The sequence below is a fragment of the cyanobacterium endosymbiont of Rhopalodia gibberula genome (assembly GCF_003574135.1).
Taxonomy (GTDB): domain Bacteria; phylum Cyanobacteriota; class Cyanobacteriia; order Cyanobacteriales; family Microcystaceae; genus Rippkaea.
Window position 1 is genome coordinate 723,525 of sequence record NZ_AP018341.1, and the last position, 14,672, is coordinate 738,196.

General features: G+C 34.8%; 9 protein-coding genes. 5 read left to right on the forward strand and 4 right to left on the reverse strand.

The window, feature by feature from the left end:
- The first annotated feature begins 122 nt into the window (after positions 1-122).
- The gene (locus RGRSB_RS02225; RefSeq protein WP_119260918.1) at positions 123-506 is read left to right on the forward strand and encodes a DUF1815 family protein; all 384 of its coding nucleotides are present in this window, start codon (positions 123-125) and stop codon (positions 504-506) included.
- An 83-nt stretch (positions 507-589) separates the two neighbouring features.
- On the opposite strand, the gene pdhA is transcribed toward RGRSB_RS02225, so the two are convergent.
- On the reverse strand, positions 590-1,624 hold the full coding sequence (pdhA, locus tag RGRSB_RS02230) for a pyruvate dehydrogenase (acetyl-transferring) E1 component subunit alpha (RefSeq protein ID WP_119259650.1): 1,035 nt from the start codon (positions 1,622-1,624) through the stop codon (positions 590-592).
- Positions 1,625-2,092: 468 nt separating this feature from the next.
- Here pdhA and RGRSB_RS02235 point away from each other — a divergent pair, with 468 nt between their 5' ends.
- Positions 2,093-4,369, forward strand: coding sequence for an IMS domain-containing protein (locus RGRSB_RS02235; RefSeq protein WP_119259651.1), 2,277 nt, complete (start codon positions 2,093-2,095; stop codon positions 4,367-4,369).
- A 189-nt stretch (positions 4,370-4,558) separates the two neighbouring features.
- The gene (rpsU, locus tag RGRSB_RS02240; protein WP_012596483.1) at positions 4,559-4,741 is read left to right on the forward strand and encodes a 30S ribosomal protein S21; all 183 of its coding nucleotides are present in this window, start codon (positions 4,559-4,561) and stop codon (positions 4,739-4,741) included.
- A 127-nt stretch (positions 4,742-4,868) separates the two neighbouring features.
- Here the strand turns inward: rpsU and RGRSB_RS02245 are convergent, their stop codons facing one another.
- A complete protein-coding gene (locus RGRSB_RS02245) occupies positions 4,869-5,216 on the reverse strand; it encodes a translation initiation factor (protein WP_119259652.1) in 348 nt (115 codons plus the stop codon).
- 483 nt (positions 5,217-5,699) lie between these two features.
- Here RGRSB_RS02245 and RGRSB_RS02250 point away from each other — a divergent pair, with 483 nt between their 5' ends.
- Positions 5,700-7,016 carry a cytosine deaminase gene (locus RGRSB_RS02250; protein WP_172582016.1) on the forward strand — a complete coding sequence of 439 codons (1,317 nt, stop codon included), beginning with the start codon at positions 5,700-5,702 and terminating at the stop codon, positions 7,014-7,016.
- 1,846 nt (positions 7,017-8,862) lie between these two features.
- Here RGRSB_RS02250 and hisC read toward each other — a convergent pair.
- Both hisC and htpG read right to left on the reverse strand, forming a co-directional pair.
- Entirely contained in the window at positions 8,863-9,918 is a 1,056-nt protein-coding gene (gene hisC, locus RGRSB_RS02255; RefSeq protein WP_119259653.1) for a histidinol-phosphate transaminase, read from the reverse strand.
- Positions 9,919-10,143: 225 nt separating this feature from the next.
- A complete protein-coding gene (htpG, locus tag RGRSB_RS02260; protein WP_119259654.1) occupies positions 10,144-12,138 on the reverse strand; it encodes a molecular chaperone HtpG in 1,995 nt (664 codons plus the stop codon).
- Between the two features lie 432 nt (positions 12,139-12,570).
- Here htpG and RGRSB_RS02265 point away from each other — a divergent pair, with 432 nt between their 5' ends.
- Positions 12,571-13,605, forward strand: coding sequence for a hypothetical protein (locus RGRSB_RS02265; RefSeq protein WP_119259655.1), 1,035 nt, complete (start codon positions 12,571-12,573; stop codon positions 13,603-13,605).
- Positions 13,606-14,672 lie beyond the last annotated feature (1,067 nt).

A 14,672-nucleotide genomic window follows, 5' to 3' on the forward strand; every position in this document is an offset into this window, starting at 1 on the left:
TATACTGAGTTGAGTTTTGTGCTTACCTAGATTGTTAAGTGAATATATCTTGAATACCTTAAATAAAATTTAAAAAGAGTGTTAGGGTTTTACAATGGGTAGTGTTACTCGGAGGAAGAAAAGTGTTTACCCGACTAGCTCAACAACACCACAACTTTGTGAGAGATTTAGTGATCAATCTCCAAGCACTGGCGATTGTCCTTGAAAAACAAGGTTATTTAGCTTCTTGCTACACTTGTGGTGGGCAGATGAACAGTGGTTCATTTATGGTTAGCCTAGGAGAAAACCATCTGATTCGCTTTCTGGTATCTGACTACGGAATTACCTGGACAGAGATGCGAGATGATCTTGAGCTAATGAAACTTGAAGGGGCTGAGGCTATCAGTCAATTACAGGAATTAGCTGATTTAGTTAAGTATAAAATCGAACCATCCAAGTCCAACACGCCAGATAGTTTCACTTCTGAAAACAATTCGGCTACTGAACCTCAGATCCAATCAATTTAGACATTAGGAGATTCAGGGGAAACATAAACAAGAAAATCTCCTTAATCTTCCCCTTGAATTGTTCTCTCTTTGAGGAGAGAAACTTATTTGTCTTCAGCAAAAATATAGCGATAGAGCTCATTAGCATTAGGTTCTGGACTATCTTGAGCAAATTGGACAGCTTTATCAATTTTCTCTTGGATCTTATTTTTAATGTTCTCGAGTTCTTGATTGTCGGCCAAATTTTGCTCTACTAAGTAAGTAGCAAGTTGTCTGATGGGATCTCGTCCTCCCCAAAATTCTTTTTCATCGGAAGATCTGAGTTCATCAGGATCAGCCAAAGAATGTCCTCGAAAGCGATAAGTTAGGGCTTCAATTAGGGTTGGTCCTTCTCCGCTACGGGCACGGGCGATGGCTTTTTGGGCAACACTACGAACAGCTAGTACATTCATCCCATCAACTTCCACACCAGCCATATCAAAAACAGTGGCTTTTTGATAGATTTTCGGTTGAGAGGTGGCCCGCTCATGAGCCATGCCAATCGCCCATTTGTTATTTTCAACGACATAAATAATTGGTAATTTCCACAATGAGGCCATATTTAGACACTCAAAGAATTGACCATTATTGCTAGCTCCATCCCCGAAAAAGCACACAGTAACTTGATCTGATTTCTCATCTCCCATCATTTCCCGTCGATATTTACTCTGGAAGGCTGCCCCCGTAGCTACAGGAATCCCTTCAGCGACAAAGGCATAACCTCCTAGCAGTCGATGTTTTGCAGAAAATAAGTGCATTGAACCCCCTCGTCCTTTGCTACATCCAGTCTCCTTTCCAAATAATTCTGCCATCACTTCGTGAGGAGGAACCCCGCAACTGAGAGCATGAACGTGATCACGATATGTGCTAGATACATAGTCTTCATCAGGACGCAAAGCTTTGATTATTCCAGTAGAAACTGCCTCTTGTCCATTGTACAGATGAACAAAACCGAACATTTTACCCCGGTAATACATTTCAGCACACTTGTCTTCAAATAAGCGCCCCAGCATCATGTCTTCATAGAGAATTAAACCTTCTTTTTTGGTAATTTTGATGGAAGTTTGGTCAAATTCTGGTAATTGTCGTTGGGAAACCATAGATTTTGTAATATTATGATGATTAATGAAGACTATTGAGTGATTAAGGTTGACTTAGCTCAACCGCCTACTTCAAATGAGGGCAAAAAATACTGACTTAAGAATTATAGAAGGAGATGAGATTTTTATGTTAAAAGACTTATACGATTTGCCATAACTCCAAGTTTTTACTAAAACAAACTCTAATAAACCCAATAGAGTCAACGTGGTTAGGATGGAGCGGATCTCTATGAAGGCTAAGATTGAGAGAGGTAGTAACTATTTTACTAATTGGAATATTTTAGTTATAATCTTTCTCAGCTTTGTCTATGGTTACCAGTTACTGAATCTTTTCTGGAGCTTAAGTGTTATTAGCTTACTATGTTGTCCTTGATCTGTTTCCTAAGTATCTTAAACTGGACGTGTATCCTACTATAGGCAGAATAAGGACAAGCTTATTGTCTTGACCCGGCTCTGAGGAAATCAACCGTGCGCATCCCCCTCGACTACTACAGAATTTTGGGAGTTCTTCCCCAAGTAACAGATAAGCAGCTTAGTCAGGCTTATCATGATCGCTGCTTGCAATCACCCCGCCGGGAATATAGCAAGATGGCGATTTTATCGAGGAAGCAACTGCTTACTCAAGCTTATGAAATATTATCGGACTCAGAACAAAGGGCTGCTTACGAGGCCTTGTGTTTAGAAAGCACTCTTTCCGACCAATTAAAGTCTAATCCAGAAATTCCTTTAACTGGCCCAGGGGAAGAAATCCTTCCTGATTCATCGCCGTTAGATTCTAAAACATTAAAAATTGCCCCTAAGCATTGGATAGGGGCTTTAATGATTCTCCAAGAGTTGGGAGAATATGAACTAGTAATTAAGTTTGGTGAAATTTCTCTTGACACCTTGTCAAGTCCTCGATCAGAGCTGTATTCCTCCATCTGCGAGATTCAAACTGATGTTATTCTTACTATTGCTCTAGCTGCTTTAGAATTAAGCAGGGAACAATGGCAACAAGAAGAATATGAACAAGCTGGGATTTCAGGAGGAAAAGGACTCAGTATACTCCAAGAAAATTGTTTATTTCCCTCATTACAACTCGAAATTACCAAAGAACTTTATAAGTTACGTCCCTACAGAATTCTGGAGTTGTTGGCTCAACCTGAAAAAAATCGAGCTGATCGAGATCGAGGTAAAACCTTACTTCAAGAAATGTTAAAGGAAAGACAGGGGATTGATGGTCAAGGTGATGATCACTCTGGGCTTGGTATTGATGATTTTTTACGGTTTATTCAACAACTAAGGACTTATCTGACAGCCTCTGAACAAGAAGATATTTTTTTTCGTGAAACCAATTACCGGTCAGCTGTAGCTGCTTATTTAAGAGTATATTCTTTAATTGCCAGTGGTTTTGCCAGAAAACAACCGGCTTTCGTTGTTGAAGCAAAAGATATTCTTGACGGTTTAGAGAAACTTCAAGACGTCTCTTTAGAAAAAGGAATTTGTGCATTGCTTTTAGGAGAAACCCAAGAGGCTATCCTAGCATTAGAACAGTGTGAGGATGAAGAAGTCTTAACTTTTGTTCGACAACAATCCCAAGGTGCGCCAGATCTTTTACCTGGATTGTGTTTATATGGACAACATTGGTTACACACAGAAGTATTTTCTCATTTTCGTGATTTAAAAAAACGGACGGACTCTTTAGAAGATTATTTCGCTGATCAAGCAGTTCAGACTTACTTAGAACAATTATCCTTTGATTCTCAAAAGAATTCTCTTAAAGAAAAACAAGAAAATGAAGTAATGTTTAGCAGAACAATCTCTCGAAATGATCATGTCGTTCAAGAAAGAAGATCTTTCACCAAGGGACGATACGTAAGAAAAACTCGCTTTCAACATCAAGAACCTCAGTTACTCGTCAGTGGAGGTGGGGGCATTCCCACCCTGGCCACAGCAGCTACCGTTCCTACGACTCCATATCGTCGTAGTTTTAGGGAAAATTATTCGAGAGGAACTAGAGACAGGTCAGTTGTTACGACCTCTCACCAAGATTCCCTCCGGAGGTCACAGACTGACCAATCCCTTAGTTTACCGACAACAGCTGACGAACCAGAACAAGGATCTCAGCGTGGGTCATATAAGCAGACCAATCCCTACAGGCCCAGCAAAACAATTTTTAAATTCCGGCCTTGGTTTGTACTAGTTGCGTCATTGACCGTTTTAGGAGCAGTGGGATCATCGGTTAAATGGATTCAATATATTGTGTCTCCCTTGGTTGCTTTAGAAGAAGAACAACTAGTTTTAGAACTACGTCAACCCCCAATTACCATTCCAGTGCCAGAGACTAGAATAAAAAATCAGATAAAAAATCAGACAGAGAAACTGACCATAGAAGACGCTAAACAAGTTATTGAGATGTGGTTATTGGGTAAAGCTGATGCTTTTGGAGTTGACCATAAGATTGAGTCATTAAACAGCATTTTAGCAACTCCTCTTCTCAGTTCCTGGAAAAATAGAGCGCAGAGTCTTAAAAAATCCCAAAACTATTGGCAATATAAGCATAATGTTACTATAAAGTCCTTGAAGATTACTGATAATAACCCAGATAAAGCAGTCGTTGAAGCTGACGTTAGAGAAATTGCTGATTTTTACCAAAATGGTCAACGAAATGCGAATATGTCCTATGATGATCGACTGAAAGTTCGTTATGAGTTACTCCGCGAGCAAGATCGTTGGCTAATTCACTCCCTTGAACTTATTAATTAAAGAAAAATGGGAATAAAAAACAATGAAAAGCAAACTTTTTAAGTCATTAGAGCAATTTGTTTGACAAAAAATAATGTAGCTGATATGCTAGAGAACTGTAACTAAACGGATCCTTGTCAGGAAAGCCAATAGTCAGATTGTTGGCCCATTTCTTGCTGTAAAAAAAATAGGAGGTATAAGAGTTAATCAATGACCCAAGTTGTCGTCGGTCAAAATGAGCCCATCGAATCTGCTTTGCGTCGGTTTAAGCGACAGGTTGCTAAAGCCGGAATCTACACAGATTATAAAAAGCATCAATTCTTTGAAACGCCGCAAGAGAAACGGAAGCGCAAAGAAGCGACTCGTAGAAGGCAGCGATCGCGCCGTCGTTAGAAGTTGGACTTGCAATGCAGGCTATACCCTAGTTGGTTAATTTTTCTTAAAGTTGTTGATATATTCTGAAAAGCTTTATAGTATCCATAGCCTCTCCTGAATTGGAGAGGATTGATTTTTTGTGGAATTAACCGCCACTAATTTTTACTTTATAGCCTAATTGAGAGAGAACAGTTACTAGTTTTTGGCAATGATCTCCTTGAATTTCAAGAGTATTGTCTTTAATGGTTCCGCCACTACCGCATTGATTTTTTAATTGTTTGAGTAATTGAACTAACTTTTCAGCAGAGTGTTGAAAACCAGTCATAACAGTCACGGTTTTGCCCTTTCGTCCTGATCGGGTAGACTTTACCCAAATCTTTTGTTGTTGGGGAAGTAGATCTTGCACCTCGCTTTTTAATATCTCTGGGTTGGAAAATAAACCAAACTCCTGATAGGCGATGTGTTTAGAAGAATACTGACGTTTGGAAGACATAAAAAACCACAGGAAGATAACCTGATTTAACTTTATCTTAAACTGTGAGCAAAACTCACTTAGTTGCTTCTTCTAGCCAAACCACAAAAAGTTAGCTAGAACGATCAGATGAAGTTATTAATCCCATTCGTGCCAAATGAACTACATTAGATAAAAAGTTCAGTAAAGCGGGTCTCTATATAGTTTTAGTACTTTTCTAAAGCTTCTCCTAAATCCAGGGTAAGATAATAGCCCCGCAGTTGAGTATTTTTTTAAAAAAAAGCTAATAAACCTATAACTAGCAGTTTAAGAACAATTGATTTACCTTTTCACTCGTCAGGTTTACCGTTACCATTCTAATTCTAATGTTCTAATTGATGAGAGATAATCTATTTATTGTCTCTAATTCAGGCATAGTTTTGAGGAAGATTCCTCCCATAGAATAGCGATCAAGCTAAAATCCTAAACTCCTAAAATTAATTAAAATAAATTTTGGTTGCTCTTATGTCTATTATTTCTGAGATATCTTTGAGTGAGCGCTACTGGCTCAAAAATGCTCATATTCCCTTGTGTTTGTTAGATGATAGCCATTTTAGTCCTGATACTAGAGAAGGTTTATGTCGAGTTGATTTAGAAATTGCTCAAGGAAAAATTTCCTCAATTGTTCTTTCTGGTTCTAATGTGATAGAAAATCCTTTTATAGATTTAAAAGGAGGTATTATTTTTCCGGGGTTTGTCGATATTCACACCCATTTAGATAAGAGTCATATTTGGGAACGATCACCAAATTTAGACGGGACATTTGATACGGCGATAACAGCCCTTAAAAGAGATACTCAAGTATTCTGGCGACCAGAAGATGTTTATGCTCGCATGGAGTTTAGTCTGAAGTGTAGTTATGCTCATGGAACAACAGCTATTAGAACTCATTTAGATTCATGTGGAAGAAAGGCTGACTTAGTTTTTGAAGTTTTTAAAAGATTACAAACTCAATGGCAAGGTAAAATCATTCTTCAAGCTGTTTGTTTAGTTTCTCTAGATTATTTCTTGACGGATAAAGGTGTAATTCTAGCGGATAAAGTAGCTGAATATGGAGGAATTTTAGGTGGGGTTGCTTATATGAATCCCTATCTAGACAAACAACTTAATCAAGTTTTTACTTTGGCAAAAGAACGTGACTTAAGTTTGGATTTTCATGTAGATGAAAATAATGATCCTAATTCGGTTTGTTTATATAAAGTTGCTGAAGTTGCCCTCAAACATGAATTTCCAAATCAAATTATTTGCGGTCATTGTTGCAGTTTAGCAGTTCAACCGCAAGAAATTGTAAATCAAACAATGAAATTAGTTAAACAAGCAAACATTGGAGTTGTTAGTTTACCAATGTGTAATTTATATCTTCAGGATCGAGCTTCGGATAGGACTCCTTATTGGCGAGGTATAACAAAAGTTCATGAATTTAAAAACCAAGGAATTCCTGTTACATTTGCTAGTGATAATTGTCGAGATCCTTTTTTTGGATTTGGGGATCATGATGGGTTAGAAGTCTTCAAAGAATCCGTAAGAATTGCTCATTTAGATACTCCTTATAGTGATTGGTGTAGTGGGGTAACGAAAATCCCTGGAATCTTAATGGGACTCTCTAGTATTGGTCGAATTTCAGTCGGTTTAAATGCAGATTTAATTTTGTTTAAAGCTCGTTATTTCAGTGAATTATTGTCGCGTTCTCAAAGTAATCGCATTGTTTTGCGTCGAGGAAAGCCAATCAATACTAACTTACCTGATTATGCAGAGTTAGATAATTTAGTATTAGTCAATTAAAAATTTTGGAATAAAAATTATTAAATAATGAGTAGTATATATAGAAAAAAATTGCTGAGTTGAGCATTTAACACCATAGATGTAAATCTAGTTAAAATTTTGGATCCAGCACAATTCAGTTTAAATAAAAAATATAGTATAGTACTGTCTATTTAATAGATATCATTTTTGATAAGCCTATTTATTGATCATCATCTATATAATCGATTGTTTGGTCTACCAAACCTCTCGTAAATAAATCTGCGCGCTAATAATTAAACTAATTACCATCATAAAAAAATAATATCTATAGAGAAATTAATAGATTTAATCCTATTCAATAGTCAATGACTGGCTAACTATAGTTTGTCACTAATTTAATTAAATTCAGTTCATCCCCACCACGAGAACTGTGTTCCTTGGCTACATCTGACCTGTTACTTTGTAAACCGTTAACCCACAAATATTACAGTGTTTATAAGTCAGGATAGCATTGTCAGTGTTCTTAAACTATATATTCCTTCTAAAAAAAGAGAAAAAAGTAAAGTAAACTCCCGGAAGAATCCGTAAGATTTTTAGAAAAAGATCTGAAAATGGAAATAAATAAAATTGAGAACGAGGATTGATCTATTTCCTGAAGAAAAAGAGTTTAAGATAATGTAAATAAAGTTACCTAAGGACTAATAATTATCTAAAAGTTAGTTATACAATAATTATGATTTAGTGTAAAGAAAACAATGTTATCAATATTTTATTAAAGATGATGAATAGTAATCAATACAGGATTGGTAACCATTTAAGATAGCATCATTATGCTGCACAAGAGTAATTTAACTATTAATAATTAATTCTGTTATCCAACTTAATACATTAACTTAATTGGTTGTCTAAAACCTTATTGTTGGTCTGCAGATTAATAACTTTATTTATAGTAAGAATTATCCTAAACAGAGAAAAGTAGAATAATAAAAATGACGACCGTGATCCAAAGAATAGTCTTCCCAAAAATGGTAATGTTTTGAGAAACCCATTACTTAATTGTAATAAACTGACTATTGACTAGCACAACTTAGTATGAGTGTAAATTATAGAAAATATAACAGAATATACAGAAATTATTCAATTAAAACAGTTGTTTTATTATTGTAGCTTTACAATTAATCTATCATATAGTTAATGAAACAAAAAATCGTATTAAAGAGCCATCACAGATAAGAAAACCCATTAAGCAAATCTGGTAAAAACTATAGCAACTAACTTACTTATTGGAAGCAATTGCTGTTCAGCAAGCAGGTGGGTTTAAATAAACATAAAATAAGAAGGTAGTTAGAATAGACTGATAGCCAAATGCCACCGTATCTGAAAACTTAGCTCACACAATTACAAGAATAGACACTATCAAAGTTGAATTGCACCAAAAAGGATGATATCGTCCGTAACGAGGATAAGACTAAAAATAGTAATAGTACTTATCTTTATCAATTAACTATAACTAACAATCACAATAGAAACCGATTTCATCTCACTAATCTTATCAGTTAGATTTTGTAATCTAGGGCAACAATGTTCTCCACCGGATGAGGAATTAATTCATTTTATCGACTACCTCTAGATATTAAGAATAGTAGGTATAGGTTTCTAAAGCGGTGCGGCCACTAAATTTCACAACAAACGAGTCCATTATAAAATCATCTAGCATGTTCGGTAAAATTTTGACCATAGAAAAATTCTATAAACTGAGCTATCTTATTTATCCGATGTTTGTAAATATGTTACAGTCAAGTTCATATCTTCTAACAATATTTCTTTTTTATTTTTAAATAAATACAGTCTGTACAATCGTCGAATTAGTTTTTTCCTGTAAAAACTAACTAAATCTTAAACTAGATTTGATTTCGTTAATCGCCTCTAATAGCTGGGCAATTTCCTGATCGGTACCAACAGAAATTCTAACATAATCTTTAACACGAGGATTTTCAAAGTATCTTACTAAAATCTTTCTTTCTTTTAATTTTTTGTAAAGCTCTGATGCAGGTATCCATTGAGAAGATGCGAAAACAAAATTTGAGTCAGAATCAAAGACTAAGAAATCTAAAGCTTTTAGGGATTCAATGAGATGACTGCGGGTTTGACGAACTTTTTGCCAAATTCCCTTAAAATATTCTTGAAAACTAAAAGCATTTGTTCCTAACAATTGTGCTACTCTATCTAAATTATAGGAGTCTTTGACTTTATTCATTTGTTCAATTACGGGAGTTGAAGCAATTCCAAAACCCACTCTCATTCCTGCTATACTATAACTCTTGGACATGGTACGAGAAATGATAACGTTGTCATATTTGTTCAAAAAGTCAAGATGATTGTCATCGCTAAAATCTGCATAAGCTTCATCAATTAAAACGATTCCAGTAGCTCTTTTACAAGTTTCTTCTAAGTAATCACGGTTCAAATGTTGCCCCACGGGAGGGTTAGGAGAAGCAATAAATATTAATTTAGCTTCAGGACAAATAATCGGTTGATCAATGACAAACCGATTATTTGTAGGAATTTTAATAATAGATGCACCATGGACTCGCGCGATTGTCTCGTATAGAGAGTAAGTTAAATCGAGAAAAGTAACAGTTTCTCCTGGATTTACAAATGTCCTTACTGCAATATTTAAGATATCATCGGAACCATTGCCTGCTAGGATATTCGCGGGAGAAACTCCAAATACTTTTGCCGCAGCTTTTCGTAATTGAGTAGAAACTGGATCAGGATACAATCTAACTTTTGTTAATTCTTGTTGAAGCCCTTCAAAAATCTCAAGAGGAGGTGGATAGGGATTTTCATTAGTATTCAATTTAATAAAATCATTGGTTTGAGGCTGTTCTCCTGGAATATAACCTGATGTTTTTTCAACGCATTTCCGAATAGGTGACATAGAGACAAAGTTTATTGCTAGACCAAGAAAGTCTAGCGTGAAGTTATTATAGAATATAAACTTCTTAACGATACTTTAACGAGAATATCTAGTTAATAACAACCTAAAGTTTTCTACTCATATGCTACTCTAAACAAAATATAATCAACTTTTTTTAAAAAAAAGTGGGGATGCTATTTACCCATAACATCCCGAGAAAAGTAATGTATCTAGTAAATAATTCTATTATTTTGTTAAGCGAGTTAATATCTGGTTAGAACGTTCTACAAAGGATTTCATTCCCTGCGAACCTAATCCTTGTTGTGCTATCACAGCTAAGTCGTAAACGTGTTGGCAAAGCATTTTAGCAATTTCTCCAGAGGGAGATTCACCTGTCCCTTGGATGATACTAGATTGACTTAATTGATAAATATTTTCAATCAACGGATGGTTAGTATTGATCACTAAAACGTGCTCTTCTGGAAATTCCACAGCTTGTTTTTGCATCATGGCCGTCATTTCCTGTAAACGTCGCATTGCTTCAGGTAATAGAACCATCACAGGAGGAGTACTTTCAGGAGTATTCGATTTTAACGCCTCAGTGCGAATATTTACCTTAGGTTTATTGAGTGCTTTCTCGAAAATTTCTTTAATTTGTTCACTTCGAGTTTTATTTGTATTCGGATCAACAATTTCTTTGTTTTCATCCTCCTGTAACAGGGTTTTATCTAACTCCGCATCCACACGGGAGAATTGAACATCAGAATATTCTCGTTCCAAGAAGGGGATAAAGTAGTTAGTATCAATGAAAGAGTCCATAAACAGGATTTCTATTCCCTGATTTTTATAGAGTTCAACATAGGTTGTTTGGGTAGTTTGATCAGTACAATAAAATACCCTATTTTCGTGATTTTTCTTATTTCTTTCTAAATAAGCCTTCAAAGTAGTAAATCCTGATTTTTCATAAATTGATTGTGGATCTTTGTTGTTTTTTTCTTCTATGTTTTGCCAAACATCTCCTTTTGCTTCTGCTTTAATTTTTTCCGTTTCATCCTCAGTTTTAGTTGGTGTATCGGGAGGCTGATAAGTGGTCCGATAAATAAGGATGTCTTCTACTTGTTTCTTGAATTTATCTTCTTTGATAGAACCATATTTAACAAATGCTCCTACATCTTCCCAACAACGAATGTATTCTTCTGGGGTTTCCTCTGAAAGTGCTCTCAGGCGATCAGCAATTTTTTTAGAAATATGATTAGCGATGCCCCGAACAGTTCGATGATTAGTTAATGCACTACGAGAAACATTTAAAGGAATATCAGGACTGTCAATCACTCCTCGTAATGGCATTAAAAATTCAGGGATAACCTCTTCACAATGGTCACTGACAAAAACTTGATTACAGAAGAGTTTAATAGAGCCTTTTGAGACATCTATATCGGGACGAAGTTTAGGAAAATAGAGAATTCCAGTCACCAAAAAAGGGTAGTCAGTATTCAGATGTATCCAAAGTAAGGGATCTTCTTGGAAAGGATAGAGATAACGATAAAATTCTAAGTAATCTTCTTTAGTTAAATTTTGAGCTGGTTCTTTCCACAAAGATCGTTGTTTATTAACAGTCTCTCCTTCAAATTTGATGGGAACTAATAAAAAGTCAGAATAAGTTTTAACTAACTGACGAATACGAGAGGGTTCGAGGTATTCTTGCTCCTCATCCATTAAAGTTAGGATAATGGTTGTTCCAATTTCAGTTCGAGAAGAATCTGTCAATTCAAATTCAGGAGAACCATCACAAGACCAATGTATTGCCTGGGAGCCTTCTTTATAAGAAAGAGTATCAATTTCGACTTTTTTAGCCACCATGAAAGCAGAATAAAAACCCAAACCAAAATGACCGATTAAATCATTGGTATCTTTCTGGTACTTATGAATGAATTCTTCCGCACTAGAGAAAGCAACTTGATTGATATATTTCTTTATTTCATCAGCTGTCATGCCAATGCCATTATCAGAAATAGATAGAGTTTTGTTATTTTTATCGATCGAAAGTATAATTTCAGGATCAGGAATTTCTCCCTTCATTTCTCCAGCAAATGCAGCCATTTTTAGTTTAGAAATGGCATCAACAGAGTTAGAAATTAACTCCCGTAAGAAGATTTCGTGATCAGTGTAGAGAGACTTCTTAATAATGGGAAAAATATTCTCAGTATGAATGGTAATATTGCCTTTTTCAAATACTGTCATAGCTTCTTAATCTGGAAATGGTTTACATATTCTAAATAATAATTGTGCCTGATTGTAGGTCAATGTTCACTCAGGGATTGTCCCCCTAAACAGATGTGGATTTCCGTACACTTATGATTTACAATTAGACTTCCTCGAATATAATTTCTCAAATTAGCTAGACTCCCGAGGAACAGATTTGACAGAAACGCGTCAGTCCCCAATAGTGGTTAGTAAAGGTTTAGCAGCAAATGCTTTAATTTTACTCAATTTGGCAAAATAATGTTGCGATCTCAGAGAGGATGTTATCCCTCGCTTATAAAGATTATCTATAAATTCTACTTACTCTTCAATTATTCACCTTTTAAGTTCCCTCCGAGTTTACCCCGAGCTCGCTTTTACTTAACCGGCAACTTTTTTATTTAATCTATTGGTCCTGCTACAATCCTTAGAATGCCTTCTAATGCCAATGACAAGGCAACTCCTATTCTACTTTTATCTGAAACTAACACCGAAATGGCATTCATGACCAGTCCCCACAAAACATCTGCCACTGGCTGTTTAAATAAACTTATTTTTCTTACAATCCTAATTCTTAGTTCAGGAATCCTCGGATGGTTTGCAGGGAAAGCTTGGATCTCTCTGGTTGTTGGAGTTAATGAAGGGAAAAATGCTAAAGTCTTTTCAGAAACATCTAATGAGAGTAATGTTTCTAAAATTAATAATGAGGAGTTACAACGCAAAAATAAGTTACGTAGTCGTCGCCAGAGCTTAGGATTAAATCCTAACTTGTTTGTTACCTTAGTAGATGAGTATTTTAGTGAGCAATATCCTAGCCAAAAAGGTCGTCACTTGAGTAATAATGATGAAGATTATTCTTGGCGAAAAAAGTGGGACCAAACGGCAGCTTATTTACTTGATATTTTGGCATCTTTGAGTCCTGAGGCAGTTCAGAGAATGGGGACTTATACTCAAAGTGATCAACATCACTGGAAACAACAAGTTAATAATTTACATTTAAGTAGTCGTGCTCTTTATAATTTAGTTGATACTCGCTTTTTTCATGTATTTCCTGAACATAAAAATACATCTTTTCTTAATAAAGCTATCGGTCAAATTTGGAATAGCATGATGTTTGATACTTTACAAGCTTTGCAATCTAGTTCAATTTATGAAAAACTTCCTTTGACGGCTGTAGAATCTAACTTCATTCGGCGAGAGGCAACCCTAAAACTAGGGGAAGGAAGAGCATACGTTCTTTTCTTAGAAGCTTCTGATCGGATGAGGTTTGACTTAAAAGCAAATCGAGATATTTCATTATCTATTTATTCTCCAACGGGTGATAATAACTTAATCGAAAATTCTCAACAACATCAATGGTCGGGGATACTTCCTGAAACAGGATATTATGAAATAATAATAGTCTCTCATTCTAAAAAAATAGTTAACTGTCAATTAGAAATATTAGTTAATAAGAGTAATTTATAATTTTAAAATTATTTTTCTATATGTTAATAACATAGGTTCTATCAAAAACTATGTATAAACTATAGTTTCTTAACTATTTTTATGTAAAAGTTTTAGTATTAATTTTGTACTATTCACAATATATGTTCATTTCTTTTAGGAATAGACAACAAGGAACAGTCCATAAAACACGACGATGAAAAAATAAGTTAAAATTCTAAGCTATTAGGACGATAAAATTTAGAAACACGATTGTTTTTATCAGAAAATAACTTAAAATATAACTATTGTAGTCTTGATTATCTGGAAGTTTATATTTCAGATAATCAAGACTACAATAGTTGCTGTAAAAGAGTAATAAATAAGACTAGTTTACCTTTTGCTCCTATACCTAAAGAAGGTTTTTTGGTTAAATAAGTATAGATAATCATTCTATATTTAAAATTGAACATTTGAGATATATCTTAAAATTGTTCGTCAATCGTTTCAATTTTAAACCGCTTACACAAAAAGTTTTCTTGATTAGATCCACTAAATTTTACATCATCTTCTGTTAATGATAAGTAATTTATTGAAATCCTTATTAATAGAAAATTTTAAAAATTTATTGAGTAATATATCCTCGGCATCCAAACTATTTACAAATTAAACTTTGCGTTAACTCACAAATAAGTTGATGGTCATCTGTATTACCTTAAGTTAACTTGAAAAACAATCATTTATCATGGTCGTCTACAATTAAATTACTGATAAATTATCAGTTAAACTTTCTTTATACTTCTATACTTGTATTTAATCGTTGAATATCAATGTTCAGGCTGTAATCATTTGTATAAAATATTTGATGATTTATCTAATGAGCAGAAGTTAGGTTCCATGATGGCAATAACTAAAAATAGACTATTTTCCTATTTTCAACCAAAAAGGAGCGTAACAGTCGGTCGAAACTCTATATTTTTATATATATAGGATAATGAGGCAATTGTTTATTTAAAATAATTCGGAAAAGTTAGAGTGTTGAGAAATAATTGTACAATGATGCTTCGCGGTTTCATGCTATCCAGACAATCAAGACATAAACGAAGTTA

What these genes read in the sequence shown, in the direction of transcription:
- pdhA (WP_119259650.1), bottom strand. Translation starts at nt 1,624, where the DNA reads ATGGTTTCCCAACGACAATTACCAGAATTTGACCAAACTTCCATCAAA.
- rpsU (WP_012596483.1), top strand. Translation starts at nt 4,559, where the DNA reads ATGACCCAAGTTGTCGTCGGTCAAAATGAGCCCATCGAATCTGCTTTG.
- RGRSB_RS02245 (WP_119259652.1), bottom strand. Translation starts at nt 5,216, where the DNA reads ATGTCTTCCAAACGTCAGTATTCTTCTAAACACATCGCCTATCAGGAG.
- RGRSB_RS02250 (WP_172582016.1), top strand. Translation starts at nt 5,700, where the DNA reads ATGTCTATTATTTCTGAGATATCTTTGAGTGAGCGCTACTGGCTCAAA.
- hisC (WP_119259653.1), bottom strand. Translation starts at nt 9,918, where the DNA reads ATGTCACCTATTCGGAAATGCGTTGAAAAAACATCAGGTTATATTCCA.
- htpG (WP_119259654.1), bottom strand. Translation starts at nt 12,138, where the DNA reads ATGACAGTATTTGAAAAAGGCAATATTACCATTCATACTGAGAATATT.
- RGRSB_RS02265 (WP_119259655.1), top strand. Translation starts at nt 12,571, where the DNA reads ATGCCTTCTAATGCCAATGACAAGGCAACTCCTATTCTACTTTTATCT.